25 protein-coding genes are annotated in these 26280 nt (G+C 68.0%); 21 read left to right on the forward strand and 4 right to left on the reverse strand.

The genetic code is table 11. From position 1 onward, the window contains the following. Nucleotides 1-13 precede the first annotated feature (13 nt). The gene (locus tag G6N36_RS02260) at nt 14-622 is read right to left on the reverse strand and encodes a GNAT family N-acetyltransferase (RefSeq protein WP_163690323.1); all 609 of its coding nucleotides are present in this window, start codon (nt 620-622) and stop codon (nt 14-16) included. A gap of 230 nt (nt 623-852) precedes the next feature. Between G6N36_RS02260 and G6N36_RS02265 the strand changes: the two genes are divergently transcribed. From G6N36_RS02265 to G6N36_RS02360, 20 genes are all read left to right on the forward strand, one after another. After that, the gene (locus tag G6N36_RS02265) at nt 853-1263 is read left to right on the forward strand and encodes an SCO2097 family morphological protein (RefSeq protein ID WP_163684583.1); all 411 of its coding nucleotides are present in this window, start codon (nt 853-855) and stop codon (nt 1261-1263) included. Nucleotides 1264-1567: 304 nt separating this feature from the next. Further along, complete coding sequence (gene mraZ / locus G6N36_RS02270; RefSeq protein ID WP_163684585.1) at nt 1568-1999, forward strand: division/cell wall cluster transcriptional repressor MraZ; 432 nt, start codon at nt 1568-1570, stop codon at nt 1997-1999. Continuing rightward, nucleotides 1974-3149 (forward strand): 16S rRNA (cytosine(1402)-N(4))-methyltransferase RsmH, encoded by a 1176-nt coding sequence (gene rsmH, locus G6N36_RS02275; RefSeq protein WP_179964699.1) that lies wholly within the window; start codon nt 1974-1976, stop codon nt 3147-3149. Before mraZ ends, rsmH begins: the two co-directional genes overlap by 26 nt. Further along, nucleotides 3146-4234 carry a cell division protein FtsL gene (locus tag G6N36_RS02280; RefSeq protein ID WP_163684588.1) on the forward strand — a complete coding sequence of 363 codons (1089 nt, stop codon included), beginning with the start codon at nt 3146-3148 and terminating at the stop codon, nt 4232-4234. Before rsmH ends, G6N36_RS02280 begins: the two co-directional genes overlap by 4 nt. Then, entirely contained in the window at nt 4231-6159 is a 1929-nt protein-coding gene (locus G6N36_RS02285) for a peptidoglycan D,D-transpeptidase FtsI family protein (protein WP_163684590.1), read from the forward strand. Before G6N36_RS02280 ends, G6N36_RS02285 begins: the two co-directional genes overlap by 4 nt. Before the next feature lie 65 nt (nt 6160-6224). Beyond that, complete coding sequence (locus G6N36_RS02290; RefSeq protein ID WP_163684592.1) at nt 6225-7745, forward strand: UDP-N-acetylmuramoyl-L-alanyl-D-glutamate--2,6-diaminopimelate ligase; 1521 nt, start codon at nt 6225-6227, stop codon at nt 7743-7745. Next, nucleotides 7742-9241, forward strand: coding sequence for a UDP-N-acetylmuramoyl-tripeptide--D-alanyl-D-alanine ligase (locus G6N36_RS02295; RefSeq protein ID WP_163684595.1), 1500 nt, complete (start codon nt 7742-7744; stop codon nt 9239-9241). The genes G6N36_RS02290 and G6N36_RS02295 overlap by 4 nt, the downstream gene beginning before the upstream one ends. Beyond that, nucleotides 9238-10317 (forward strand): phospho-N-acetylmuramoyl-pentapeptide-transferase, encoded by a 1080-nt coding sequence (mraY, locus tag G6N36_RS02300; protein WP_083125477.1) that lies wholly within the window; start codon nt 9238-9240, stop codon nt 10315-10317. Before G6N36_RS02295 ends, mraY begins: the two co-directional genes overlap by 4 nt. Next, on the forward strand, nt 10310-11737 hold the full coding sequence (gene murD / locus G6N36_RS02305) for a UDP-N-acetylmuramoyl-L-alanine--D-glutamate ligase (RefSeq protein WP_163684597.1): 1428 nt from the start codon (nt 10310-10312) through the stop codon (nt 11735-11737). The genes mraY and murD overlap by 8 nt, the downstream gene beginning before the upstream one ends. Nucleotides 11738-11742: 5 nt before the next feature. Next, nucleotides 11743-13296 (forward strand): putative lipid II flippase FtsW, encoded by a 1554-nt coding sequence (gene ftsW, locus G6N36_RS02310; RefSeq protein WP_163684599.1) that lies wholly within the window; start codon nt 11743-11745, stop codon nt 13294-13296. After that, the gene (murG, locus tag G6N36_RS02315; RefSeq protein WP_163684601.1) at nt 13293-14405 is read left to right on the forward strand and encodes an undecaprenyldiphospho-muramoylpentapeptide beta-N-acetylglucosaminyltransferase; all 1113 of its coding nucleotides are present in this window, start codon (nt 13293-13295) and stop codon (nt 14403-14405) included. Before ftsW ends, murG begins: the two co-directional genes overlap by 4 nt. A 38-nt stretch (nt 14406-14443) precedes the next feature. Further along, the gene (gene murC / locus G6N36_RS02320; RefSeq protein ID WP_276067788.1) at nt 14444-15847 is read left to right on the forward strand and encodes a UDP-N-acetylmuramate--L-alanine ligase; all 1404 of its coding nucleotides are present in this window, start codon (nt 14444-14446) and stop codon (nt 15845-15847) included. After that, nucleotides 15844-16776, forward strand: coding sequence for a cell division protein FtsQ/DivIB (locus G6N36_RS02325; RefSeq protein WP_163684605.1), 933 nt, complete (start codon nt 15844-15846; stop codon nt 16774-16776). The genes murC and G6N36_RS02325 overlap by 4 nt, the downstream gene beginning before the upstream one ends. A gap of 176 nt (nt 16777-16952) precedes the next feature. Then, complete coding sequence (ftsZ, locus tag G6N36_RS02330; protein ID WP_163690324.1) at nt 16953-18086, forward strand: cell division protein FtsZ; 1134 nt, start codon at nt 16953-16955, stop codon at nt 18084-18086. A 22-nt stretch (nt 18087-18108) separates the two neighbouring features. Continuing rightward, nucleotides 18109-18816 (forward strand): peptidoglycan editing factor PgeF, encoded by a 708-nt coding sequence (pgeF, locus tag G6N36_RS02335; RefSeq protein ID WP_179964700.1) that lies wholly within the window; start codon nt 18109-18111, stop codon nt 18814-18816. 8 nt (nt 18817-18824) lie between these two features. After that, on the forward strand, nt 18825-19634 hold the full coding sequence (locus G6N36_RS02340) for a YggS family pyridoxal phosphate-dependent enzyme (protein WP_372512322.1): 810 nt from the start codon (nt 18825-18827) through the stop codon (nt 19632-19634). Next, on the forward strand, nt 19631-20284 hold the full coding sequence (locus G6N36_RS02345; protein WP_163684611.1) for a cell division protein SepF: 654 nt from the start codon (nt 19631-19633) through the stop codon (nt 20282-20284). The genes G6N36_RS02340 and G6N36_RS02345 overlap by 4 nt, the downstream gene beginning before the upstream one ends. A 159-nt stretch (nt 20285-20443) precedes the next feature. Further along, nucleotides 20444-20734 carry a YggT family protein gene (locus G6N36_RS02350; RefSeq protein WP_083125548.1) on the forward strand — a complete coding sequence of 97 codons (291 nt, stop codon included), beginning with the start codon at nt 20444-20446 and terminating at the stop codon, nt 20732-20734. A 262-nt stretch (nt 20735-20996) separates the two neighbouring features. Further along, nucleotides 20997-21812 carry a DivIVA-like cell division protein Wag31 gene (gene wag31, locus G6N36_RS02355; protein WP_163684613.1) on the forward strand — a complete coding sequence of 272 codons (816 nt, stop codon included), beginning with the start codon at nt 20997-20999 and terminating at the stop codon, nt 21810-21812. A 46-nt stretch (nt 21813-21858) separates the two neighbouring features. Beyond that, complete coding sequence (locus G6N36_RS02360; protein ID WP_163684615.1) at nt 21859-22167, forward strand: DUF308 domain-containing protein; 309 nt, start codon at nt 21859-21861, stop codon at nt 22165-22167. A gap of 27 nt (nt 22168-22194) precedes the next feature. On the opposite strand, the gene G6N36_RS02365 is transcribed toward G6N36_RS02360, so the two are convergent. Then, nucleotides 22195-22866 (reverse strand): phosphoribosyltransferase, encoded by a 672-nt coding sequence (locus G6N36_RS02365; RefSeq protein ID WP_163684617.1) that lies wholly within the window; start codon nt 22864-22866, stop codon nt 22195-22197. An 83-nt stretch (nt 22867-22949) separates the two neighbouring features. Between G6N36_RS02365 and G6N36_RS02370 the strand changes: the two genes are divergently transcribed. Next, nucleotides 22950-24296, forward strand: a complete 1347-nt coding sequence (locus G6N36_RS02370) for a TIGR01777 family oxidoreductase (protein ID WP_163684620.1) — start codon at nt 22950-22952, stop codon at nt 24294-24296. Here G6N36_RS02370 and G6N36_RS02375 read toward each other — a convergent pair. Then, a complete protein-coding gene (locus G6N36_RS02375; protein ID WP_163684622.1) occupies nt 24275-25000 on the reverse strand; it encodes a type 1 glutamine amidotransferase in 726 nt (241 codons plus the stop codon). The two genes, G6N36_RS02370 and G6N36_RS02375, sit on opposite strands and share 22 nt — an antisense overlap. Before the next feature lie 8 nt (nt 25001-25008). Next, the gene (locus G6N36_RS02380) at nt 25009-26247 is read right to left on the reverse strand and encodes a serine hydrolase domain-containing protein (RefSeq protein WP_163684624.1); all 1239 of its coding nucleotides are present in this window, start codon (nt 26245-26247) and stop codon (nt 25009-25011) included. Between the last annotated feature and the right edge of the window lie 33 nt (nt 26248-26280).

A 26280-nucleotide genomic window follows, 5' to 3' on the forward strand; every position in this document is an offset into this window, starting at 1 on the left:
GGGGAGAGAGGTATCAGAGCGGTAACGCCCGCCCCAGGATGGCAAACGCGCGCGGATCGCCGGCGAAGTGGTAACCCCGGATGATGTCGGCGAAGCCGAGGCGACGGTAGAGCCGCCAGGCCCGGTTCGCTTCGCCGTTGATCTCGGGCGTCGACAGCAGAACCTGTGATTCGGCACGATCGGCGAGCAGCCGGCGGGCGAGCGCCTCCCCGAGTCCGCGCCCCTGCGCGCGGGGATGAATGTGCAATTCGGTCAGCTCGAAGTAGCTCGACATCAGCTCGGCGATGCGGGCCGGGTCGGCGCCTACCCGGTGCAGGCCGGCGACCACTTGCTGCTGCCACCATTGGTCCGGCGCGCCGCAATAGCCGTACGCGATGCCGAGCAGCGACGCCGACGCCAGTTCCGGGGCTGAAGGCGGAGTCGCGTCGGGTCCGTCGAGGTCGGACGCCTCGACGGCGGCGACCGCCTTCCACCCACCCCGCTGCGTGTGCTCGAGCCACATCGATGCGCGTTGGTCTTCGGTGCCACGCGGATAGCGCATGGCGTCGACGTACACGGCGAGCGCGTCACCGAGCCGCCGTTGCATATCGCTCGGCGACAGATCGATCAGAAACGTCGCCAACTTGCTCCTGTCCTCAGACCAACTCGTGCGGTCACGTGCCCCCATTATCGAACCGAGCGAGCTGTCGCTCACCGGCGGCGGTGCACGTCATACAATCGACCGTCGAACAAGGTGGTACGGCTCAGACTGACCTCGTATCATGACTGTTAGGCGTCCGTGAATGCGGGCGGACATCAGTTTGAACGATTGAGACCGGTCGCATCGGCTCCTGGGCCCCGAGGGAGGGACGAATGCCACTCTCCGATCATGAGCAGCGCATGCTCGATCAGATCGAGAGCGCGCTGTATGCCGAGGACCCGAAGTTCGCTTCGAGCGTTCGCGGTGGGACGCTCCGCGCGCCGTCCACCCGCCGTCGACTTCAGGGTGCAGCGCTTTTCGTGGCCGGACTGGCGATGCTGGTGGCGGGTATCGCGATCCCCGCCACTCGGATCGGCGACTTCGCGATTCTGTCCGTGATCGGTTTCATCGTCATGTTCGGCGGCGTGGTCTTCGCGATCACGGGCCCGCGCGTGGCAGGTGGCGGCCGTGACCGTGCGGCCACCGACCAGGTCGGACAGCAGCGGCAGAAGCGCGCCAAAGGCTCCGGCGGTTCGTTCACCAGTCGTATGGAGGATCGGTTCCGCCGTCGTTTCGACGAGTAGCACCACGTCCCGACCCCAGGGGTAGCCCACACCGGGTTACCCCTTTTTTGTGGGCATGGCCGAGTCAGCTGCTGGGTTGCTGCCCCACCGCGCCCCACCGATTTGTTCTTGCCCCTCTAGCTGCGGTTTTACCAGCCCGGACAGCTCCCGATGTCGAACGAGGGTGTGGAAATGTCACCGATGTCCCTGCTAGGTGGGGACGCGCGAACAAATCTTGGTATCAAATGGAGTGATGTGGGGGATTGTGGGGTAAAGTGGCGGCAACGGAGCGACCGGGGCTCCGGACGGCGCGGGAGGTGGCGAGATGTTTCTCGGCACCTACACGCCGAAGCTCGACGACAAGGGGCGGCTCACACTGCCCGCCAAGTTCCGCGACGCGCTGGCAGGAGGGTTGATGGTCACCAAAGGCCAAGATCACAGCCTCGCCGTGTACCCGCGCGCAGAGTTCGAAAAGCTGGCACGACGGGCGTCGCAGGCGTCTCGGAGCAATCCGGAGGCTCGGGCATTTCTGCGCAACCTGGCCGCGGCCACCGACGAACAGCACCCCGACTCACAAGGCCGGATCACCTTGTCGGCCGATCATCGTCGCTACGCCAACCTGTCGAAGGACTGCGTGGTGATCGGATCGGTTGACTACCTGGAGATCTGGGATTCGGCGGCGTGGCAGGAATACCAGCAGACGCACGAAGAGAACTTCTCCGCGGCCACAGATGAAGCTCTGCACGACATCATCTGATGCGGGACTCGACCGGCTCGGTGCCCATGCATCGTGGCCTCTGTCCGACCCGGCCCTGGCGTACTTCCCCGACGCCAGGTCCGCACCCTCGGACAGGGACCTCGATGCACGGGTCTTCACCGGTGGCCTACCTGGAGGTTGGGCGATGCCTGACGAAATCAACGTTCCCGATCACGGGCACGTCCCGGTCCTCCTCGACCGCTGCGTCGAACTCCTCGCCCCGGCGCTGACCCGCAACGCCGCCGACGGCAGCGGCGCCGTGCTCATCGATGCGACGCTCGGCGCAGGTGGCCATGCCGAGCGATTTCTCACCGAGTTCCCCGCTCTGCGGCTCATCGGGCTGGACCGCGATCCCAATGCCCTCTGGATCGCCGGCGAGCGGCTGTCCGCTTTTGGCGACCGGGTGCTGCTGGTGCGTACCCGCTACGACGGGATCGAAGGCGCACTCGAGCAGTCCGGTGACTGGGCACGCGGCGGCGAATTCGCAGTGGCCGGCATCCTCTTCGACCTCGGGGTCTCCTCGATGCAGCTGGACCGCACCGAACGTGGCTTCTCCTACGCCGTGGACGCACCGCTGGACATGAGGATGGACCCCGACGCGCCGCTGACCGCGGCGGAGGTCGTCAACACCTACGACCAGCGCACGCTGGCGCGGCTGCTGCGTGAGTTCGGCGAGGAGCGGTTCGCCAACCGGATCGCCTCGCAGATCGCGCGAAGGCGCGCCATCCGGCCGTTCTCGACCACCGCCGAGCTGGTCGAGCTGCTGTACCAGGCGATACCCGCACCCGCCCGCCGCACCGGCGGACACCCCGCGAAGCGGACGTTCCAGGCGCTGCGCATCGCCGTCAACGGAGAACTGGACTCGCTGCGCACCGCGCTGCCCGCCGCCCTCGACGCGCTGACGCCCGGCGGACGGATCGTGGTGATGGCCTACCAGTCCCTGGAGGACCGCATCGTGAAGAACCAATTCTCGGCGGCCACGGCATCCAGGACACCGCAAGACCTGCCGGTCGAATTGCCCGGTCATGAACCGGAATTCGTCGCCTTGACCCGTGGCGCCGAGCGTGCGGGGAACGAAGAGATCGCAATCAACCCACGTAGCGCAAGTGTGCGGCTACGGGCGCTGGAAAAGGTGGGGGAGCCACGATGAAGGCCAAGCAGAGCAATCAGGCAAAACAACGCAAGCAGGCCAAGCAGCGCAAGCAGGTCAAGCGTTCGGCACCTGTGCGCGGGACCGACGAGCGTCGCAACCCCCGAAACGGTGGTCGTCCCGCCGAAGCGCCCTCGCGCCGCAAGCCCGCCCGCGACCAGCGGCCGCGGCGGTCCGCGCCGCAGACCGCCCGCGACCAGCGGCCGCGGCGGTCCGCGCCGCAGACCGCCCCGATTCCGCGGCCCGCCGGTGCTCCGGCCCGGCCGAAGAGCTCCGGCCAGGCCAAGGCACGCGCCAAGGCGCGTAAGGCCAAGGCGCCCAAGGTCATTCGTCCTCCGCTACGCGAGCGCATCCTCGTCACACTGTCATCTGTCGACCTGCGTCCCCGCGCGCTGATCGCCAGGGTGCCGTTCGTTGTCTTGGTCATCGGATCGCTCGGTGCAGGTCTGGGAACCACACTGTGGTTGTCGACCGACGCCGCCGAGCGTTCGTATCAGCTCGGAAACGCCCGTGAGACGAATCAGGCTCTGCTGCAACAGAAAGAAGCGCTGGAGCGGGACGTCCTCGAGGCGCAGGCGGCGCCCGCGCTGGCCGAGGCGGCTCGCGGCCTGGGCATGATCCCGTCGCGGGACACCGCGCACCTCGTGCAGGATCCGTCGGGAAACTGGATCGTCGTCGGCACTCCCAAACCGGCCGAAGGCGTTCCACCGCCCCCGCTGAACACGCCGCTTCCCGAGGAAGCGCCGCCCGCACCTCCGCAGGCTCCGGCGGCGCGCGTCACCGAACCGCGTGAACTCACCGTGCGGATACCGGAGCGACCTGCGCTCGTGCCGACGCCCGGCGCCAGCCAGCCCATCCCGGGCATCAGCCAGCCCGTGCCGATCCCCGCGGTCCCACCGGCGGCCACGCCCGGTGTCGAGGTACCGCACGCGACCCAAGGCACGCTGCCCGCACTGGGGCCGCTGCCCGCGACACCAGCGGCACCCTCGGCGCCGGTGATCCAGCAGCCGCTGCAGGTGCCACCGGTCGAGGCTGCACCACAGGCGCCCGGACCCGTCGCGCCGATCCCCGGCGCACCGGCATGAGCCGCCGCGACAAGGGTCCCGTCGCTGGCAAGTCGAAGGCGCGCACCGCGGGAAAGACGGCGAAGACGCAGGAGCGCTCCGCGCGGTCGCGACGCACCCGAACGCCGTCGGCCGAGGGGGGCATACGTAGCGCGTCGTTCGTATTTCGACATCGCGTCGGCAACGCCGTCATCTTCCTGGTGCTGATCGTCGCGGCCGCACAGCTGTTCCACCTCCAGGTTCCGCGCGCCGAGGGTCTGCGCGCGGAGGCCGCGAGCCAGCTCAAGGTCACCGACGTCGACCAGGCTGTGCGCGGGGCGATCGTCGACCGCAACAACGACAAACTGGCCTTCACCATCGAGGCGCGCGCGCTGACGTTCCAGCCGGTACGGGTGCGCAAGCAGTTGGAAGAGGCGCGGGCGAAGACGTCGGAGGCGCCGAATCCGGAGACCAGGCTGCGCGAGATCGCCGATGAGGTGGCGCTGCGCCTCAACAACAAGCCGAACGCGGCCACGGTGTTGAAGAAGCTCAAGAGCAACGAGACATTCGTCTACCTGGCCCGCGCGGTCGACCCTGCCCTCGCCGACGTCATCACCACGAAGTTCCCCGAAGTCGGCTCGGAGCGGCAGGATCTGCGCCAGTACCCGGGCGGGGCATTGGCGGCCAACATCGTCGGCGGAATCGACTGGGACGGCCACGGTCTGCTGGGCATGGAGGACTCGCTGGACGCGGTACTGGCCGGCACCGACGGTTCGGTCACGTACGACCGGGGGTCCGACGGTGTGGTGATCCCCGGGAGCTACCGCAACCGCCACGACGCGGTCGACGGGTCGACGGTCGTGCTGACCCTCGACGACGACATCCAGTTCTATGTCCAGCAGCAGGTGCAGCAGGCCAAGGACCTCTCCGGTGCGAAGAACGCGTCTGCGGTGGTGCTGGACGCGAAGACCGGTGAAGTCCTGGCGATGGCGAACGACAACACCTTCGATCCGAGCCAGGACATCGGCAGGCAGGAAAACCGGCAGCTGGGCAACCTCTCGGTGTCCTCGCCGTTCGAACCCGGGTCGGTCAACAAGATCATCACCGCCGCGTCGGTGATCGAGTACGGGCTGTCCAACCCCGACGAGGTGCTGCAGGTGCCGGGCTCGATCAACATGGGCGGCGTCACCGTCGGCGACGCCTGGGAGCACGGCGTCATGCCGTACACCACCACCGGGATCTTCGGGAAGTCCTCGAACGTCGGCACCCTGATGCTGGCCCAGCGCCTCGGGCCGGAGAAGTACTTCGAGATGGTGCGCAAGTTCGGCCTCGGCCAGCGCACCAACGTCGGGCTGCCGGGGGAGAGCGCGGGCCTGGTCCCGCCGATCGACCAGTGGTCGGGCAGTACGTTCTCCAACTTGCCTATCGGACAGGGTCTTTCGATGACTCTGTTGCAGATGACGGCCATGTACCAGGCGATCGCCAACGATGGCGTGCGCGTCCCGCCGCGCATCGTGAAGAGCACCATCGCCCCCGACGGGAGCCGCACCGACGAACCTCGGCCGGAAGGGATTCGGGTGGTGTCGGCGCAGACCGCGCAGACGGTGCGGCAGATGCTGCGCGCGACGCTGCAGCGCGATCCGATGGGCGTCCAGCAGGGCACCGGGTCGCAGGGCGCCGTCGAGGGCTACCAGCTGTCCGGCAAGACGGGCACGGCGCAGCAGATCAACCCGGCGTGCGGCTGCTACTACAGCGACGTGTACTGGATCACCTTCGCCGGCATCGCCACGACCGACGACCCGCGCTACGTCATCGGCGTGATGATGGACAACCCGCACCGCACGGCCGACGGCCAACCCGGGACGACCGCGGCACCGCTGTTCCACAACATCGCCTCCTGGTTGCTTCAGCGGGAGAACGTGCCGCTCTCACCCGAGGGACCGCGGCTGACTCTGCAAGCGGACTGAGCGGCCTGGGCCCACGGCTTGCCAGGGGAATGGGCCGGACACCGGGCCGGTAACGTGTCATCGCCATGAACCTGCGTCCCAGCCACCCTGCCGGAAGCGCGCTCGGACTGGTTGCCGCGCAGGTCGCGGCGGTTCCGGCGCACGGCCCGCGAGTCCCCGACATCCGGATCACCGGGGTCACGCTGCGCAGCCAGGACGTGCAGGCCTCGGATCTGTTCGCCGCACTGCCCGGTGCCTCGTCGCACGGTGCCCGCCATGCCGCCGAGGCGGTATCGCGCGGGGCCGTCGCGATCCTGACCGACGCCGCGGGAGTCGCCGAGATCGGTGCCGATGTCGGCGTCCCGGTGCTCGTCCACCCGGCTCCGCGCTCGGTGCTCGGCGAGATCGCCGCCACGGTCTACGGGCATCCGTCGGAGAAGCTGCGCGTCATCGGCGTTACCGGGACATCGGGTAAGACGACCACGACCTATCTCGTCGAGGCCGGTTTGCGTTCGGCCGACCGGATGCCCGGACTCATCGGGACGGTCGGCATCCGGATCGACGGCCGCGATCAGCCCAGCGCGCTCACCACACCGGAGGCCCCCGACCTGCAGGCGCTGCTGGCGGTGATGGCCGAACAGGGCGTCGACACCGTGGTGATGGAGGTGTCGAGCCACGCGCTGACCCTGGGACGCGTCGACGGGGTCCGCTTCGCGGTCGGCGGGTTCACCAACCTGTCCCGCGACCATCTGGACTTCCATCCGACGATGCAGGACTACTTCGACGCCAAGGCCAAGCTGTTCGATCCCGAATCTCCAACGCACGCAAGCGTTTCGGTGGTGTGCGTCGACGACGACGCGGGCCGCGCGATCGCCGGGCTCGCGCACGATCCGGTATCGGTCAGCACGAGCGGAGCCGCCGCCGATTGGTGCGTCGAAGACGTCCGGGCGGTCGACGCGGGTGCCCAGGAATTCGTTGCCGTCGACCCCGCTGGGGTGCACCACGGGCTGAGGATCGGCCTGCCGGGGCGCTACAACGTCGCGAACTGTCTGCTCGCGGTGGCGCTGTTGGACGCCGTCGGGGTGTCACCGGAGCAGGCCGCGCACGGGCTGCGGACGGCGAGCGTGCCCGGACGCCTGGAGTCCGTCGACCGCGGCCAGCCATTCCTGGCGCTGGTCGACTATGCGCACAAGCCCGGCGCGTTGGAAGCGGTGCTGCAGACGCTGCGGGAGCAGGGCGCGGGCCGGCTGGCCGTCGTGTTCGGCGCCGGCGGTAATCGGGACCCCGGCAAGCGTGCACCGATGGGGCAGGTCGCCGCCGCCCTCGCAGAGCTCGTCGTGGTCACCGACGACAACCCCCGCGACGAGGACCCCGCGGCCATCCGTGCCGAGATCGTCGCGGGCACGGCGGGGCGCGCAGAAGTGGTCGAAATCGGGGACCGCCGTCAGGCCATCGACTTCGCCGTCTCCTGGGCGCAACCGGGCGACATCGTGCTGATCGCCGGTAAGGGACACGAGCCGGGACAGACCAGCCACGGTGTGACCCGGCCGTTCGACGATCGCGACGAGCTCGCCGCAGCCCTCGAGGCCTTGGGGACCCCCACGTGATCGCCCTGACCATCGCGGAGATCGCGGACATCGTCGGTGGACGGCTCGCCGACATCAGCCCCGAACAGGCGGCGGCGACGCGCGTCACCGGAACCGTCGAGTTCGACTCGCGCGCCGTCGGCCCCGGCGGCCTGTTCCTCGCGCTGCCCGGTGCCCGTTCCGACGGACACGACTTCGCGGCCGCGGCGGTCGAACGCGGTGCGGTGGTGGTGCTCGCCGCCCGGCCCGTCGGCGCGCCGGCGATCGTCGTCGAGCCCGCTGCCCCGTCGGCCGGCGACGGAACCGCCAGCGTGCTCGAATACGACACCGACGGTTCGGGGGCCGCGGTGCTGGCCGCTCTGGCGCGCCTCGCCGCCGCCGTCGCCGCTCGCCTGGTCGACGGTGGACTGACGATCGTCGGCGTCACCGGTTCGTCGGGCAAGACGTCGACCAAGGATCTGCTGGCAGCTGTCCTCACCCCGCTCGGTGAGGTGATCGCGCCGCCCGGCTCGTTCAACAACGAACTCGGTCATCCGTGGACGGTGTTGCGGGCGACGGAGTCAACCGACTACCTGGTGCTGGAGATGTCCGCGCGGCACCGCGGCAACATCGCGGCCCTGGCCGCCATCGCACCGCCGTCGATCGCAGTCGTACTCAACGTCGGCACCGCGCATCTCGGTGAGTTCGGGTCACGAGAAGCGATCGCGGCGACGAAAGCTGAACTGCCCCAAGCTGTCCCGTCATCAGGGGCGGTCGTTCTCAATGTCGACGACGCCGCGGTGGCCGCGATGGCCGACGTGACGGCGGCGCGGGTCGTGCGGGTGTCGAGGTCAGCCGACGCGGATGTGTGGGCCGACGCGGTGACGCTCGACGAACTGGCGCGGCCGCGGTTCACGCTGCACGGGGGCGGTGGCCAGGTGGACGTCACCCTGGCTGTGCACGGCGACCACCAGGTGTCCAACGCGTTGTGTGCGGCCGCCGTCGCGCTCGAATGCGGTGCGACGCTCGACCAGGTGGTGGCCGCCCTGGCCGCGGCGGGTCCGGCGTCTCGGCACCGCATGCAGGTCGTCACCCGCGCCGACGGTGTCACGATCGTCAATGACGCCTACAACGCCAACCCCGACTCCATGCGTGCGGGTCTCAAGGCGCTGGCGTGGATGGCGCGCGGGGATGGGGGAGGACGTCGCAGCTGGGCGGTTTTGGGCGAGATGGCCGAACTCGGTGACGACGCGATATCCGAGCATGACAGCATCGGCCGGTTGGCCGTGCGATTAGATGTGTCACGACTGATCGTCATCGGAACCGGGAGGGCTATGAGCGCCATGCACCACGGCGCGGTGATGGAGGGGTCGTGGGGCCCCGAGGCCACCATGGTGGCCGACGCCGACGCCGCGCTGGCTGTTCTCCGGTCCGAACTGCGGCCCGGTGACGTGGTGCTCGTCAAAGGCTCCAACTCGGCCGGGCTCGGCGCGCTGGCCGATGTCCTGATCGCCGATGAGGGGGATCCGCTGGCATGAGGCAGATCCTCATCGCCGTCGGGATCGCACTGACGGTTTCGATTCTGCTCACCCCGGTGCTGATCCGCCTGTTCACCAGGCAGGGTTTCGGCCACGAGATCCGCGAGGACGGTCCGCCCAGCCACCACAAGAAGCGCGGCACGCCGTCGATGGGCGGGGTGGCGATCGTCGCGGGTATCTGGGCCTCCTATCTCGGCACCCACCTCGTCGGCGTGGTGATCGACGGTAGGGGCCCGTCGGCGTCGGGGATGCTCGTGTTGGGCCTGGCGACCGCGCTGGGCTTCGTCGGCTTCGTCGACGATCTGATCAAGATCCGGCGGTCGCGCAACCTCGGGCTGAACAAGACGGCCAAGACCGTCGGCATTCTGTCCGCCGCCGTGATTTTCGGCGTACTCGCGCTGCAGTTCCGCAACTCCGACGGGCTGACACCGGGCAGCCCCGATTTGTCCTACGTCCGTGAAATCGCCACGGTCACATTGCCGCCCGCGCTGTTCATCCTGTTCTGCGTCACGATGATCTATGCGTGGTCCAACGCGGTGAACTTCACCGACGGCCTGGACGGGCTGGCCGCCGGGGCGATGGCGATGGTCTGTGCGGCTTACGTGCTGATCACCTTCTGGCAGTTCCGCAACGCGTGCGCGATCAGTCCCGGTTTGGGCTGTTACAACGTCCGTGACCCGCTCGACCTCGCGATCGTCGCGGCGGCGACGGCAGGTGCCTGTATCGGTTTCCTGTGGTGGAACGCCGCGCCCGCCAAGATTTTCATGGGCGACACCGGATCGCTCGCGCTGGGCGGCATCATCGCCGGTCTGTCGGTGACCAGCCGCACCGAGATGCTCGCGGTCGTCCTCGGCGCGTTGTTCGTCGCCGAGGTCACATCGGTCGTCGTGCAGATCCTGGCGTTCCGCACCACCGGGCGCCGCGTCTTCCGGATGGCGCCGTTCCATCACCATTTCGAATTGGTGGGCTGGGCCGAAACCACGGTGATCATCCGGTTCTGGCTGTTGACCGCCATCGCCTGCGGGCTCGGCGTCGCGCTGTTCTACAGCGAGTGGTTCACCACCGTCGGTGGGTGACGTGAGCGATCTCTCGATTCTGGTGCCCGGTGCGCGCGTCCTCGTGACCGGTGCGGGCATCACTGGCCGTTCGGTGAGCGCCGTGCTGGAGCCGACCGGGGTGCGGCTGACGATCTGCGACGATGATCCGCTGGCGCTGCAGCGCCTGATCACGCCGGCGCGCGTGGTGACCACCGCCGACGCGCAGTCGAACATCGCCGACTACGACCTGGTGGTGACCAGTCCCGGGTTTTCGCCGACCGCTCCTGTGCTGGCGGCCGCGGCGACGGCGGGCGTGCCGATTTGGGGGGACGTCGAATTGGCTTGGCGGCTGGACAGTTCCGGCCACTTCGGCCCGCCGCGGCAATGGCTCGTCGTCACCGGAACGAACGGGAAGACGACGACGACGTCGATGCTGCACGCCATGCTGATCGCGGCGGGACGTCGCGCTGTCCTGTGCGGCAACATTGGCAACCCCGTACTTGACGTGCTTGCCGAACCCTCCGAGGTGCTGGCGGTCGAGCTGTCGAGCTTCCAGCTGCACTGGGCGCCGTCGCTGCGGCCGGCGGCGGGTGTCGTGCTCAACGTCGCCGAGGACCACCTGGACTGGCACGGCAGCCTGGAGGCCTACGCGAGCGACAAGGCCCGAGTGCTCAACGGCCAGGTCGCGGTCGTCGGCCTCGACGACCCGATCGCCGCGGGTCTGCTGGACACGGCGGCGGCCCCGGTACGGGTCGGCTTCCGGCTGGGCGAACCGGCGTCGGGGGAACTCGGCGTGCACGACGGCATGCTCGTCGACAACGCGTTCGGTGAGCGGGCGCCGCTGGCGTCTGCAGCGTCCATCACGGTTGCCGGCCCGGTCGGCATGCTCGACGCGCTGGCCGCGGCGGCGCTGGCCCGCGCGGTCGGCGTCGGGCCGGAGCCCATCGCCGGCGCGCTCGCGGATTTCCAGGTGGGCAGGCACCGCGCCGAAGTCATCGGCACCCACGACGGCGTGACGTACATCGACGATTCCAAGGCTACGAACCCGCACGCGGCGCAGGCTTCGATCGCCGCGTATCCGCGCGTGGTGTGGATCGCCGGCGGCCTGCTGAAGGGCGCGTCGGTCGAAGAACTCGTGGCAGCGGTCGGGAATCGGCTGGTCGGGGCGGTGCTGATCGGCCGCGACCGTGAGCTGATCGCCAATGCGTTATCGCGACACGCCCCGGATGTCCCCGTTGTTGAGCCTGTGACGGGGGAGGATTTTGGGGTGCAAGGGAAAGATGAGACTGGTGTGACTGGAGAGGCGGTGATGGCTGCCGTCATCGAGGCCGCGTCACGTCTCGCCGGCCCTGGTGACACCGTCCTGCTGGCACCGGCCGGGGCATCCTTCGACCAGTTCAGCGGCTACGGCCACCGCGGCGATGCATTCGCCGCGGCCGTGCGAGCCCTGTCCCGGTAGCAGCGATGAGCAACATCCTGACCCGATTGCGGCTCCGCAGGACGGGTGACGACCAGCTGGCCGACGCCGCGGAGCCCGCTCCCCGCACCCGGTTCGGCGCCTGGCTCGGCAGGCCGATGACGTCGTTCCACCTGATCATCGCCGTCGCGACGCTGCTGGTGATCCTCGGCCTGACGATGGTCCTGTCCGCCTCGGGTGTGTACTCCTACGACACCGACGGGTCGCCGTGGATGGTGTTCGCCCGGCAGGTGCTGTGGACCGTGGTCGGCCTGTTCGCGTTCTATGTCGCGATGCGGGTACCGATCCACCTGATGCGCAGCCTGGCGTTCAGCGGTTTCGCCATCTCGATCGTTTTGTTGATCCTGGTGCTGATCCCAGGAATCGGCAAGGTGGCCAACGGTTCTCGAGGCTGGTTCGTCGTTGCAGGCTTCTCCATGCAGCCGTCGGAACTGGCGAAGATCGCGTTCCTGCTCTGGGGTGCGCACCTGCTGGCCACCCGTCGGATGGATCGAGCCTCGCTGCGCGAGATGTTGATCCCACTGGTACCCGCCGCGGTGATTGCGCTGGCACTCATCGTCGCCCAGCCCGACCTCGGGCAGACGGTGTCGCTGGGCATCATCCTGCTCGGTCTGCTCTGGTACGCCGGTCTGCCGCTGCGGGTCTTCCTGTCGTCGCTGCTCGCGGTCATCCTGTCCGCGGCCGCGCTGGCCATGGCCGAGGGCTACCGATCCGACCGCGTGATGTCGTGGCTGAATCCCGGCGCCGACTCCCAGGGGTCCGGCTACCAGGCCCGTCAGGCCCGCTTCGCGCTGGCCAACGGCGGTTTCTTCGGTGACGGACTGGGGCAGGGCACGGCTAAGTGGAACTACCTGCCCAACGCGCACAACGACTTCATCTTCGCCATCATCGGAGAGGAACTCGGCTTCGTCGGGGCGGCGGGTCTGCTCTGCCTGTTCGGGCTGTTCGCCTATACCGGGATGCGGATCGCGCGGCGCTCGGCCGATCCGTTCCTGCGGCTGCTGACCGCCACCGCGACGCTGTGGGTGATGGGTCAGGTTTTCATCAACGTCGGCTACGTGGTGGGCCTGCTGCCGGTGACCGGGCTGCAGCTCCCGCTGATCTCCGCTGGCGGAACATCAACGGCCACAACGCTGTTGATGGTCGGCGTCATGGCGAATGCGGCGAGACACGAACCCGAAGCTGTCGCCGCACTGCGCGCGGGACGTGACGACCGGGTCAACCGGCTGCTACGACTGCCGCTGCCGCAGCCGTATGTGCCCAGCCGCACCGAGGCGCTGCGCGACCGGCTGCGCACGCGCGGAGGTAAATCGAAGGGACCCAAGAAGGACGCCCGGCCGCGGCCTGCGACTCGTGGCGGGGGCGCGAAGGCGACCAAAGCCGCCAAGCCCGCTACCAGCAGAGCCCGCAAGCCCACCGGTGAGAACCGGCGCCAAACCGCCACGGCTGCTCGGGCCGTGCGAGCCCCAAGGCATCATGGAGACGGCCGAGATCGCAAAGGCCGACGGGTTCGCACACTGGAAGGTCAGCATTACGGGTGAGCAAAACGGTATCGGTGGTACTCGCGGGTGGTGGTACCGCGGGCCATGTCGAACCGGCGATGGCGGTGGCAGACGCGCTGCGAGCGATCGATCCCGACGTGCGGATCACCGCGCTGGGCACCGAACGCGGTCTGGAGACGCGGTTGGTGCCCGAACGCGGCTATGACCTGGAATTGATCACGCCGGTTCCGCTTCCGCGCAAGCCGTCCGCGGACCTGGCCCGGCTGCCGTGGCGGATCCGCAAGGCGGTGCGACAGACCCGCGCCGTGCTCGCCGATGTCGACGCCGACGTGGTGATCGGATTCGGTGGCTACGTCGCGCTGCCCGCGTATCTGGCCGCCCGCCAGCGGGTGCCGGTGGTGGTCCACGAGGCCAATGCCAGTGCAGGTTGGGCGAACCGGGTGGGTGCCCGGTTTGCGCGACGGGTGCTTTCAGCGGTGCCGGATCCCGGTCTTCGCGACGTGGAGGTCGTCGGGGTTCCGGTGCGTGCGGCGATCACGTCGCTGGACCGAATGGCGTTGCGTGCGGAGGCGCGCGCCCACTTCGGGTTCGACGCCGATGCCAAGGTGCTGTTGGTCTTCGGCGGTTCACAGGGTGCACAGTCGCTCAACCGCGCAATCTCCGCAGCCGCCAAAGATCTTGCGGCGTCCGGCATCTCGGTGCTACACGCCCACGGCCCCAAGAACACCCTCGACTTGCGCGAGCCGGCCGACGGCGATCCGCCGTATGTCGCCGTTCCCTACCTCGACAGGATGGACCTCGCCTACGCCGCGGCCGACCTCGCGGTCTGCCGTTCGGGGGCGATGACGGTGGCCGAGGTGACGGCCGTCGGACTGCCCGCCGTCTATGTGCCGCTTCCGATCGGCAACGGGGAGCAACGACTCAACGCGCTGCCCGTCGTCAAGGCCGGTGGCGGCCTCGTCGTCGACGATGCGGACCTGTCGCCGCAATTCGTCGCCGAGACTGTCGTCGGATTGTTCACCGAGACAGGGCGATTGCAGGCGATGACGGCGGCCGCCGCGTTGGCCGGGCACCGCGACGCCGCGCAGAAGGTTGCCGAGGTGGCTCTCGGCATCGCGCGTGGGTCCGACGGAACGAGTGCGCGGTGAACGCGAAGGCGCTCCCGGAGGAGTTGCAGCGGGTGCACATGGTCGGCATCGGCGGAGCCGGCATGTCGGGTATCGCCCGCATTCTGTTGGACCGCGGCGGGATGGTGTCCGGCTCGGATGCCAAGGAATCGCGTGGCGTGGTGGCGCTGCAGGCGCGCGGCGCGTCGATTCGCATCGGGCACGACGAATCCTCGCTCGACCTGCTGCCGGGCGGACCGACGGCCGTCGTCACCACGCATGCCGCGATCCCCAAGACGAACCCCGAACTGGTCGAGGCCCGCCGCCGCGGCATCCCGGTGATCCTGCGGCCCGTCGTGCTGGCCAAGCTCATGGCCGGTGACACCACCCTGATGGTGACCGGCACCCACGGCAAGACGACGACCACGTCGATGCTGATCGTCGCCCTGCAGCATTGTGGTTTCGACCCGTCCTTCGCGGTCGGCGGCGACCTCGGCGAGGCGGGCACCAACGCCCACCACGGCAGCGGCGACTGCTTCGTCGCGGAGGCCGACGAGAGCGACGGCTCACTGCTGGAGTACAGCCCCGACATCGCGGTGGTCACCAACATCGACGCCGACCACCTCGATTTCTACGGCAGCGTGGAGGCCTACCGCGCCGTCTTTGACGACTTCGTCGAGCGCATCAAACCCGGTGGCGCACTTGTGGTGTGCGTCGACGACCCCGGCGCCGCAGCGCTCGCCGAACGCACGGCGGCCCTCGGTATCCGGGTATTGCGCTATGGCAGCGATCCAGCCGTGGCGACCGACGCCGCGCTGCTGAGCTGGGAACAACACGACACCGGCGCCGTCGCGCACATCAAGTTGGCCGGTGACCCGCAGCCGTGGGTGCTGCGGCTGGCGGTGCCGGGTAGACATATGGCGCTCAATGCGCTCGCCGCGCTGATCGCGGCCGTGAACGTCGGGGCGCCCGTCGACGCGGTGCTGGACGGATTGGCCGGCTTCGAAGGTGTGCGTCGCCGTATGGAGTTGGTCGGCACCGTCCACGGTGTGCGGGTCTTCGACGACTACGCGCACCATCCGACCGAGGTGAACGCCAACCTGAGCACATTGCGGACGGTGGCGGGAACAGGCCGTTCGGTCGTGGTGTTCCAACCCCACTTGTATTCGCGGACAGAGGCTTTCGCGCGGGAGTTCGGGCAGGCGCTGAACACCGCCGACCAGGTGTTCGTGCTCGACGTCTACGCGGCGCGCGAACAGCCCATACCGGGTATCAGCGGTGCGAGCGTTGCCGAACACGTCACGGTTCCGGTCACCTACATTCCGGACTTCTCGGCCGTCGCCGAGCGGGTGGCCGAAGCGGTGAGCCCCGGTGATGTCGTCACCACCATGGGGGCGGGCGACGTCACGATGCTCGGCACGGAAATCCTTGCGGCGCTGCGCGCCAAGGTCAACCGCGGTGCACCCGGCGGGCCGGTTCGATGACCGAGCCCACCGAGCCGTCGGAAGCCGGCGAGCCGACGGCCGAGGCCGAAACGAGCGAGGCCGAAGCCGTCGAGGGGGATGCGCCTGCCGAACCCGACGCAGAGCCGCAAGAAACCGATTTTGAGGGACCGCGGCGCCGCGCACGACGGGAACGCGAAGAACGACGCGCGGCCCAGGCGCGCGCCACCGCCATCGAAGAGGCCCGTCGCGAGGCCAAGCGGCGCGCCACCGGCATCGTCACCACGAAAAAGGTTGGCCACGGCACGGTTCGGGGTCTCAAGTTGCTGATGTGGTCGGCGTTGATCAGCGTGATCGTCGTCGGACTCGGCCTGCTGCTGTACTTCACGCCGGTGATGTCCGCCCGCAACATCGTCGTCGTAGGACTGGGTGCGGTGACACAGGAAGAAGTGACCAACGCCGCGGCCGTCGCGCCGGGAACGCCATTGTTACAGGTCGACACCGACACGGTCGCCGAGCGGATCGCCGGCATCCGGCGCGTCGCGACCGTGCGGGTGCAGCGGGAGTACCCCTCGACGCTACGGGTGACCATCGTCGAGCGGGAACCGGTGGTGGTCAAGGACTATCCGGACGGACCGCACCTGTTCGACCGCGACGGCGTGGACTTCGCTATCGGCGTGCCGCCGCCGGGCGTGCCTTACCTCGATACGAAGAATCCCGGACCCCACGATGCGCCCACGAAGGCCGCGCTCGAGGTCATGACGTCGCTGCGGCCCGAAGTCGCCGCCCAGGTTGCCCGCGTCGACGCGCCCTCGGTCGCGGCCATCACCCTGCAGCTCACCGATGGACGTCAGGTGATCTGGGGGACGACGGATCGCACGGAGGAGAAGGCGCTCAAGCTCGGCGCGCTGCTCACCCAGCCGGGCAAGACCTACGACGTCTCCAGTCCGGATCTGCCGACCGTCAAGTAATTGCGCAGAAATCTTTGCGTGCGTGTCGGCGCGCCTGCACGGATCGTCCGCGACCGCGCCCTACCGTTCTGGTTGCACGGATCAACTTGACATAACTATAACCCTCTGGTTGAGGTTGAGAGTTTGCCGAGGTGATCCGCGTGTCGACAGCCAACCTGGGAGGAAAGGGCGATCCGATGACCCCCCCGCACAACTACCTCGCCGTGATCAAGGTCGTCGGCATCGGCGGCGGCGGCGTCAACGCCGTCAACCGAATGATCGAGCAGGGCCTCAAGGGCGTTGAGTTCATCGCCATCAACACCGACGCGCAAGCGCTGTTGATGAGCGACGCCGACGTCAAGCTCGACGTGGGCCGCGACTCCACCCGCGGGCTCGGCGCCGGTGCTGACCCCGAGGTCGGGCGCAAGGCGGCCGAGGATGCCAAGGACGACATCGAGGAACTGCTGCGCGGTGCCGACATGGTGTTCGTCACCGCAGGCGAAGGTGGTGGCACCGGTACCGGTGGCGCGCCCGTCGTGGCGACCATCGCGCGCAAGCTCGGCGCGCTGACCGTCGGTGTGGTGACGCGACCGTTCTCCTTCGAGGGCAAGCGCCGCAGCAATCAAGCCGAGACCGGCATCACCGCTTTGCGCGAGAGCTGCGACACCCTGATCGTGATCCCCAACGACCGACTGCTGCAGATGGGTGATGCCGCGGTGTCGTTGATGGACGCGTTCCGCAGCGCCGACGAGGTGCTCCTCAACGGTGTGCAGGGCATCACCGACTTGATCACCACACCTGGTCTGATCAACGTCGACTTCGCCGACGTCAAGGGCGTGATGAGCGGAGCCGGCACCGCATTGATGGGTATCGGCTCGGCCCGCGGCGACGGTCGGGCGCTCAAGGCGGCGGAGATCGCGATCAATTCACCGCTGCTCGAGGCTTCCATGGAGGGCGCTCAGGGCGTGCTGTTGTCGGTGGCCGGCGGCAGCGACCTCGGACTTTTCGAGATCAACGAGGCGGCTTCGCTGGTTCAGGAAGCGGCGCACGCGGAAGCGAACATCATCTTCGGCACCGTCATCGACGACTCGCTGGGCGACGAGGTCCGGGTCACGGTGATCGCGGCCGGCTTCGATTCGGCGGGACCGGGCCGTAAGCCGGTGGTGGGTGCCGGACAGGCCATCGCACCTGCGGCCGCGGGCAAGGTGACGTCACAGCTGTTCGAGCCCGCCGATGCTGTCAGTGTGCCGGTGCACACCAACGGCGCGACGGTCAGCATCGGTGGGGACGACGACGATGACGTCGACGTGCCGCCGTTCATGCGCCACTGACACCGCCGCGATACTGGGACACGTGACGGTTCGCATTCGGCGCGTGACAACGACCCGCGCCGGTGGTGTCTCCGCGCCGCCGTTCGACACCTTCAATCTCGGCGACCATGTCGGCGACGACCCGGGCGCGGTGGCCGCCAATCGCAAGCGGCTCGCTGCGGCGGTCGGGCTCGGCGACGACGGTGTCGTGTGGATGAACCAGGTGCACAGCGATCGCGTGGTCGTGGTCGACGAACACCGGACCGAGCCGGTCGACAAAACCGATGCGTTGGTAACCACCAGGGCGCGTTTGGCTTTGGCCGTGGTAAGCGCCGATTGTGTTCCGGTTTTATTGGGGGACGCGCGCGCCGGCGTCGTGGCCGGCGCGCACGCGGGCCGGGTGGGGGCGCAGAACGGCATCGTGACGCGCACGGTCGAGGCGATGCTCGACGTGGGTGCGCACGTCGAGGACATCTCGGTACTGCTCGGCCCGTCGATCAGCGGCCGCAACTACGAGGTCCCTGAGGCGATGGCCGCTGAGGTCGAGATGACGCTTCCCGGCAGCCGCACGACGACGGCCAGAAATACCCCGGGGCTTGACTTGCGAGCCGGAATTGCCCGGCAGCTAACGGATTTGGGCGTTAAAGCCATCGACATCGACCCGCGCTGCACGGTGGAGGACCGCAACCTGTTCAGCCACCGGCGCGACGCACCGACGGGACGCCTGGCGTCCCTGGTGTGGATGGAATGACCCCCATGATGGCAGCCGCTCGCGAACAGGAGCTAGCCGAGGCGCTGGCCGCTGTCCGAGCCCGGCTCGCCGCGGCGGCCGAGGCGGCCGGCCGCAATTCCGACGAAATTGAATTGCTGCCTATTACCAAATTCTTTCCCGCCACCGATGTCACAATTCTGCACCATTTAGGGTGCGAGGCATTTGGCGAATCACGCGAACAGGAAGCGGCGAATAAAGCGGCGGAAGTCGCCAATAGTGTGGGCGGCGCACCCATTCGCTGGCACATGGTTGGACGCATCCAGCGCAATAAGGCGCGGTCGATCGCGGCCTGGGCGTATGCCGCGCACTCGGTCGACAGTATGCGCGTCGTCGACGCACTGAACCGCGCCGCGGCGCGGGCGTTGGCCGACGGCGAGCGCGCCGCGCCGCTTCGCGTCTACATACAGATGAGTCTCGACGGCGACACCGAGCGGGGCGGCGTGGACGTCGAGGACCCGGCGTCGGTCGACGAAGTCTGCGCCGCGGCCGAGGCGGGCGAGGGCCTGGAGTTCGTTGGGCTGATGGCGATCCCGCCGTTGGGCTCGGACCCGGACCAGGCGTTCGGCCGCCTGCAATCCGAGCTCGCGCGGGTACAGCGCAACTATCCGCAGCGCCTCGAACTGTCAGCGGGGATGTCCGGCGACCTCGAGGCGGCGGTTCAACACGGCTCGTCGTGTGTGCGTGTCGGTACCGCGCTAATGGGGCCTCGTCCTCTAACGTCACCTGAAGTAGTCACTCCAGTCACATCTTCATCACAGACACCAGAGTCGAAAGTCATCAGAAGGGTCGAGCGATGAGCACACTCCACAAGGTCAAGGCCTACTTCGGGATGGCCCCTATGGACGACTATGACGACGAGTACTACGAAGACGACGACCGCGGCGCCTCGCGCGGCGGGTACTCACGCCGTTCGCGTGAGGACCGGTTCGACGATCGCTTCGAGGCGGACGGCTACGGTCCCGGTCGCGGGGGCTACGACGAATACGACGACGCACCCGGCGGGTATCGCGGCGGCTTCCGCGACGAAGATCGTTTCGAGCCGAGGATGCGCGGCACGCGCGACTTCGAGCGCGCATCCTCCCGGCTGGGCGCGCTGCGCGGTTCCACCCGCGGCGCACTCGCGATGGATCCCCGCCGGATGGCCGAGCTGTTCGAGGCGGGCAGCCCGATGTCGAAGATCACCACATTGCGGCCGAAGGACTACGGCGAGGCCCGCACCATCGGCGAGCGTTTCCGCGAGGGGACCCCGGTGATCATGGACCTCGTGACCATGGACAACGCCGACGCCAAGCGCCTTGTCGACTTCGCGGCCGGGCTGGCATTCGCACTGCGCGGCTCGTTCGACAAGGTCGCGACCAAGGTCTTCCTGCTCTCGCCCGCCGATGTGGACGTCACGGCCGAGCAGCGGCGCCGTATCGCTGAAGCCGGCTTCTACGCCTATCAGTAACTGCCCAGGACTAGGCCCTGAGCAGTTGGGGGCCATCGGCGCCGACGTCGTCACCGAACGTGCCAGGTAGGCTGGCGGCGTCGCGCGAGCGCTCCGGCTTCAGGCGTGCGCGGCCTTGTGCCTGTATCGAATGTCACACCTGTAGTGAGGTCGGCTCCGTTGTCGCAATTCTTCTCGATCCTGGGCTTCGCCCTGTTCGTGTTCTGGCTGCTGCTGATCGCCCGGGTCGTCGTGGAGTTCATTCGTTCGTTTTCCCGGGACTGGCAGCCCAAGGGGGTGACGGTGGTGATCCTGGAGCTGATCATGACCGTGACCGATCCGCCGGTGAAGCTGCTGCGCCGGATCATTCCGCAGCTCACGATAGGCGCCGTTCGCTTCGATCTGTCGATCATGGTGCTGCTGCTCCTGGCGTTCATCGGCATGCAGCTGGCATTCGGCGCAGCGGTCTGAGATCGGTCTGACGCCGCGGATTTGGCGTTAGCGACGGCCCCTCATCCAGGCGTTTGCCGAGGTCGATATTCGTTCACCGATTGGCGACGACGTCGGCGGGGAACTTGGGCGGGTACTTGCCGGGAACATTGAAATTCGCTCTTAATTATTGGGCTCTCCCGCGACCGCCGGGTCTGGTGTGACAGGATGGACGCCAGTTACGTTCCAGCGAGGCTCTACACTTTGAGATCGGTTTACGGTCCAGACTTCAAGGGGGCAGAGAATGCCGCTCACTCCAGCCGACGTTCACAACGTCGCGTTCAGCAAGCCACCAATCGGCAAGCGCGGCTACAACGAGGACGAGGTCGACGCATTCCTCGATCTGGTTGAGAACGAGCTGACCCGCCTGATCGAGGAGAACGCCGATCTGCGTCAGCGGGTCGCCGAGCTGGACCAGGAGCTGGCGTCCGGTGGCGGCGGTGGCGGCCAGTCGACGCAGTCGATTCCGCAGTACGAGCCCGCTCCCACACCTGCGCCCGCACCCGAGCCTGCCCCGCAGCCCGTATACGAGGCGCCCGCGGCCCAGCAGTCGGTCACCGAGGATCAGGCGATCAAGGCCGCCCGCGTGCTGGCCCTCGCCCAGGACACCGCCGACCGGTTGACGGGCTCCGCCCAGGCCGAGTCCGAGAAGATGCTCGCCGACGCCCGCGCCCAGGCCGACGCGATGGTCAGCGAGGCGCGCCAGACCGCGGAGACCACCGTCGCCGAGGCCCGTCAACGCGCCGACGCCCTGCTGGCCGACGCTCAGAACCGGTCCGAGACCCAGCTGCGGCAGGCCCAGGAGAAGGCCGACGCCCTGCAGGCCGACGCCGAGCGCAAGCATTCCGAGATCATGGGGACCATCAACCAGCAGCGCACCGTGCTGGAGGGCCGCCTCGAACAGCTGCGCACGTTCGAGCGCGAATACCGCACCCGGCTCAAGACCTACCTGGAGTCGCAACTCGAGGAACTCGGACAACGCGGCTCCGCGGCACCGGTGGACTCCAGCGCCAACAACGACTCCGGCAGTTTCAACCAGTTCAACCGCGGCAACAACTAGTCATCGGCGTTTCGCAGGCCGTGTCCCGTCGACCCAGGGTTGATCAATGTTGATCGTTGCGCTCGTGCTCGCAGTCATCGGTCTGGCCGCGCTGGTCACCGCCGTTGTCACCAGCAATGAGCTGATCGCATGGGTGTGCATCGCGGCCAGCGTGATCGGCGTGGTGCTGCTGATCGTGGATGCGATCCGGGACCGTTCACGAAACGATGACGGTGCCGTCGAGCGAGACGATGTCGCGGAGTTCGACGAGGAGTATCCGGAGTCCGCGGATCCTGCCGCCGAGCCCGAATACGAAGCGGAGACGACGGTCGTCGAGCAGGCCGACGACGTCGCAGGCGACGACCGCAATCGCTAACCTGTTGGGGGCTATTGAATTCGCGGCTCAGCCGCGGGCCAACAGCTCGCGTACCTCATCGTCGGTGACCTGGTGGAAGTCCTCGTACACCTGGCCGACGGCTTCGAATCCCGGCGGCGTCATCGCGCACACCACATCATCGGCTTCGGCTGCCAGTTCACGGCACGTCGATTGGGGCCCGACGGGCACCGCGACCACGACCGCGGCGGGGGCCTCGGCTCGCACCGCACGCACCGCGGCGAGCATGCTGGCGCCGGTGGCGATGCCGTCGTCGACCAGGATCACGGTCTTTCCGGCCAGCGCGAGCGGTGGCCGGTCACCGCGATAGGCATGTTCGCGCCGGTGTAGTTCATCCGTTTCACGCTCGATCGCGGCCTGCATTTGGTCTTCGCTGATGCCGAGGCTGCGGACCAGGCTCTCGTTGACCACCACACCACCCCCGGAGGCCAGCGCTCCCATCGCGAGCTCCTCCCACTGTGGGACGCCGAGTTTCCGTACCAGGAATACATCCAGCGGTGCGTGCAAAGCACGCGCGACCTGCGCGCCGACCGGGACACCGCCCCGGGCCAACCCCACCACCTGGACGTTGCTCCGGTCGCGATAGGACGCCAACTCCCGTCCCAGGACGTCGCCGGCCTCCCGGCGGTCCCGGAACACACGACCCGCATCTCGGCGGGTCAGCCCGCGGATTCCGCTCATTGAATCTCCGAAATTTCAGGTTACGACCCTGGATACCCAGCCCGGGGGCAATCCGTCGGCCCTGCGGGTACGAATATCGAAATATGGGCATCGAGTTGGAAACCGTCGTCGACCATCCGCTGGCAGAGGTCTTCGAATGGCACTCGCGAATCGGAGCGATGCGGCGGCTGGTCCCGCCGTGGCAGCCGATGAAGGTGGTGAGCGAGGCCGACTCCCTGGTTGACGGCCGCGCCGTCCTCGGGCTGCCGGGCGGGTTGCGGTGGGTCGCGCAGCATGACCCCGACGGGTACGAGGCCGGACGCCGGTTCGTCGACGTACTCTCCTCCGACGGTCCCCGGTCCTGGCCGCCGCGCATCGTCGGACGCTGGATCCACACCCACGAGTTCGGCGAAGCGCCTTCGGGAACGCGCGTGTACGACCGCATCGACGCGCCGGTACCCGCGGCTGCGCTGCGACCGATGTTCACCTATCGGCATCGGCAGCTCGCCGACGATCTGGCCGCACACCGGGACGCACGTGATGCGGGACTGCGTCCGCTCGTGGTGGCAGTCACCGGTGCGACCGGCCTGGTCGGTACCGCGTTGTCCGCGTTCTTGAGCACTGGCGGGCACCGGGTGATCCGGTTGGTGCGCCACGCGGCGCAATCACCTGACGAGCGGCAGTGGGATCCGGATCGTCCCGCCCCCGATCTTTTGTCGGGTGTTGACGCCGTGGTGCATCTGGCCGGCGCGTCGATCGCGGGGCGGTTCACGGCCGCGCACAAGAAGGCGATTCGCGACAGCAGGATCGGACCGACGCGTCGGCTGGCCGAACTCGCCGCCGCGAGTGACTTCAGCGGGCCGTTCGTCACCGCCTCGGCGGTCGGCATCTACGGATTCGACCGCGGCGACGCCATCGTGTGCGAGGACAGCGTGCGCGGCGACGGTTTTCTCGCCGACGTCGTCGCCGATTGGGAGGCCGCCACCGTGCCCGCCGCCGAGGCCGGACTTCGGGTCGTCAATGTGCGCACCGGAATCGTGCAGTCGGCCAACGGCGGAACTCTGCGATTGCTGCGTCCATTGTTCGCCGCCGGGCTCGGTGGCCGCGTCGGCGGAGGACGTCAGTGGCTGTCCTGGATCGCGCTGGACGACCTACTCGACGTCTACTACCGCGCGTTGTACGACGCCCGGCTATCGGGTCCGGTCAACGCTGTCGCGCCCGCACCGGTGCGTAACGCCGACTACACGAAAGCGCTCGGCCGGGTACTGCACCGGCCGACGCTGCTACCCGTGCCGTCGCTGGCGCCTCGGCTTTTATTGGGGGAGCAGGGATCACGAGAGCTGGCCGAAGCCGATCAGCGGGTGGCCGCGACCAAACTGGAGGCGGTGGGTCATCGATTCCGGCACCCGCACATCGACGGTGCGCTCGCTCACGAACTGGGGCACGGCTGACGAACGACGTGAGTTACGAAGCCACGCACCAGATCGCGTACCCGCGATGCCGCATCATCGGCAAGTTCTGTTGTGCGGGAGCGTAATTCATCGTGCGTGCGTCCGATGCTCGCGACCTCACCGTCGATATCGTCGGCCAGCCACCGCTCGAGTAGCTCCGAGTCGACCTCCGGATGGAACTGCAATGCGAGCGCGCGGCCGAGCACGAATGCCTGCGACGCATTGGCGGTGCGGGCGATCTCGGTGGCTCCGGGAGGCAGGGTCCATCGGTCGAAATGCCATTGGAACCACGGTCCGCCGGGGACGAGGTCCGGACTGTCGCTGGTGACGTCGTACCAGCCGATCTCGGGCTCCGTCGACCGCGTGACCGAACCACCGAACGCCTGGGCCAAGAGCTGACCACCGAAGCACACGCCCAGCAGCGCCACGCCCGCATCGGCGGCGTCACGTACCAACTGCGTCTCGGCGCCCACCCAGGTGCGGCGCAACGTGTCGTCATACACCGGCCATCGCGCACCCAGCGGTACCACCACGTCGTAGCCGCGTGGGTCGGGGAACGTCACGTCGACGGCGGGATCGGCGACGCGCGCTGCGGGGACCACCTCGAACACCTCGACGTCGTATCCCTGGTCGGTGAACGCATCGCCGAGCAGCGCTTCGGTCGCGAGGTGCTCGTTGCAGAGGAACAGAACTCTCGGAGCCACACCTCACCTTATTTCGGCCCGCGCACCGGTGGTGCGTCGTCGGGAGCCAGCACCGCACCGATCTCTCGGAACACGGTGTCCGCGGCGTTGGTGTAGTCGCCCTGGTCGTCGAAGGCTTCGGGAAGGTACGTCGCGGCGACCGCAATGGCGATCTTCTGTGAGGGCAAGTAAGCCTCGATGGCCGAATACCCCGACATCAACGGATTCTGCAGCAGCCAGTTGCCGGAGATGACGATGCCGAGGCCGTACGTGTAGCCGTCGGTCATCTCGTCACATGTGGTGCACCCGGGCTGTTTGCGGGTCTTTCCGCGGAGGTCGGTGGACACCATCTTCTCGTAGGACTTCGTGGACAGTAACCGGCCGGAACCGATGCCGGCTGCGGTGGCCTCCATGTCGTAGATGTCGGTCGTCTGAATCGCGCCGTGGGTGATCGTCCAGGACGGATCCCAGAAGGTGCTCTCCTCGTAGAACGGCGTGCCCGGCGGAATCTTGAGAAACGCGCGACGTTCCGAGCTGAACGCATGCAGTGCGGGTGCCGGAATCTCCGGCGTCAGCGAGTTGACGGTGTTGGTCAAGCCGAGTGGCCGAAGTACTTTATCGGACAACAGCTTCGGCATCTCCTGACCGGTCGCCTTCTCCAGTGCGAGCCCGAGGAGCAGGTAGTTTGTGTGCGCGTAGTTCCAGTTGGTTCCCGGTTCGTAGAGCAGCGGTTGTTCGATCGCGTACTGCAGCAGATCGTGAACTGTCCAGCGCCGGAACGGATTGGCATACAGCGCATCGTTCATCGCGGTGTTGCCGATGACGTAATCGACGTAACCCGATGTCATCTGGGCCAGTTGGCCAAGCGTGACGCGGTCGGCGTGCGGAATCTCGGGCAGGAACTTCGACAGCTTGTCGTCGAGACCGACCTTCTTTTCGTCGACGAGCTTGAGCAGCAGCGTCGCGACATAGGAGATGGCCACCGCGCCATTGCGGAAGTGCATGTTGGTGGCCGCGGGCACGCCGGTCATCGATTCGCCGACGGCGTCGGTGACGACCTCTTGCCCGTCGACCGTGACCCGGACGATGACCGCCTTCAGGTGTTCGTCGGCCATCGCCTCGCGCACGGCGCGCATCACCGCGTCGGCCTTGGCGTTGTCGGTGTTCCCGGTCGTCGCGGGCGGTTCGGCCGGCGGCACACCGGGGGTGCACCCGGCGGTCAGGGCGATTGCGCACAGTGCGACCAATAGCCGCCGGAGAACGGGCATGCCCGGATCTTCGCACACCCTCGTGTGCGTAAA

The sequence above is a fragment of the Mycolicibacterium gadium genome (assembly GCF_010728925.1).
Lineage (GTDB): Bacteria > Actinomycetota > Actinomycetes > Mycobacteriales > Mycobacteriaceae > Mycobacterium > Mycobacterium gadium.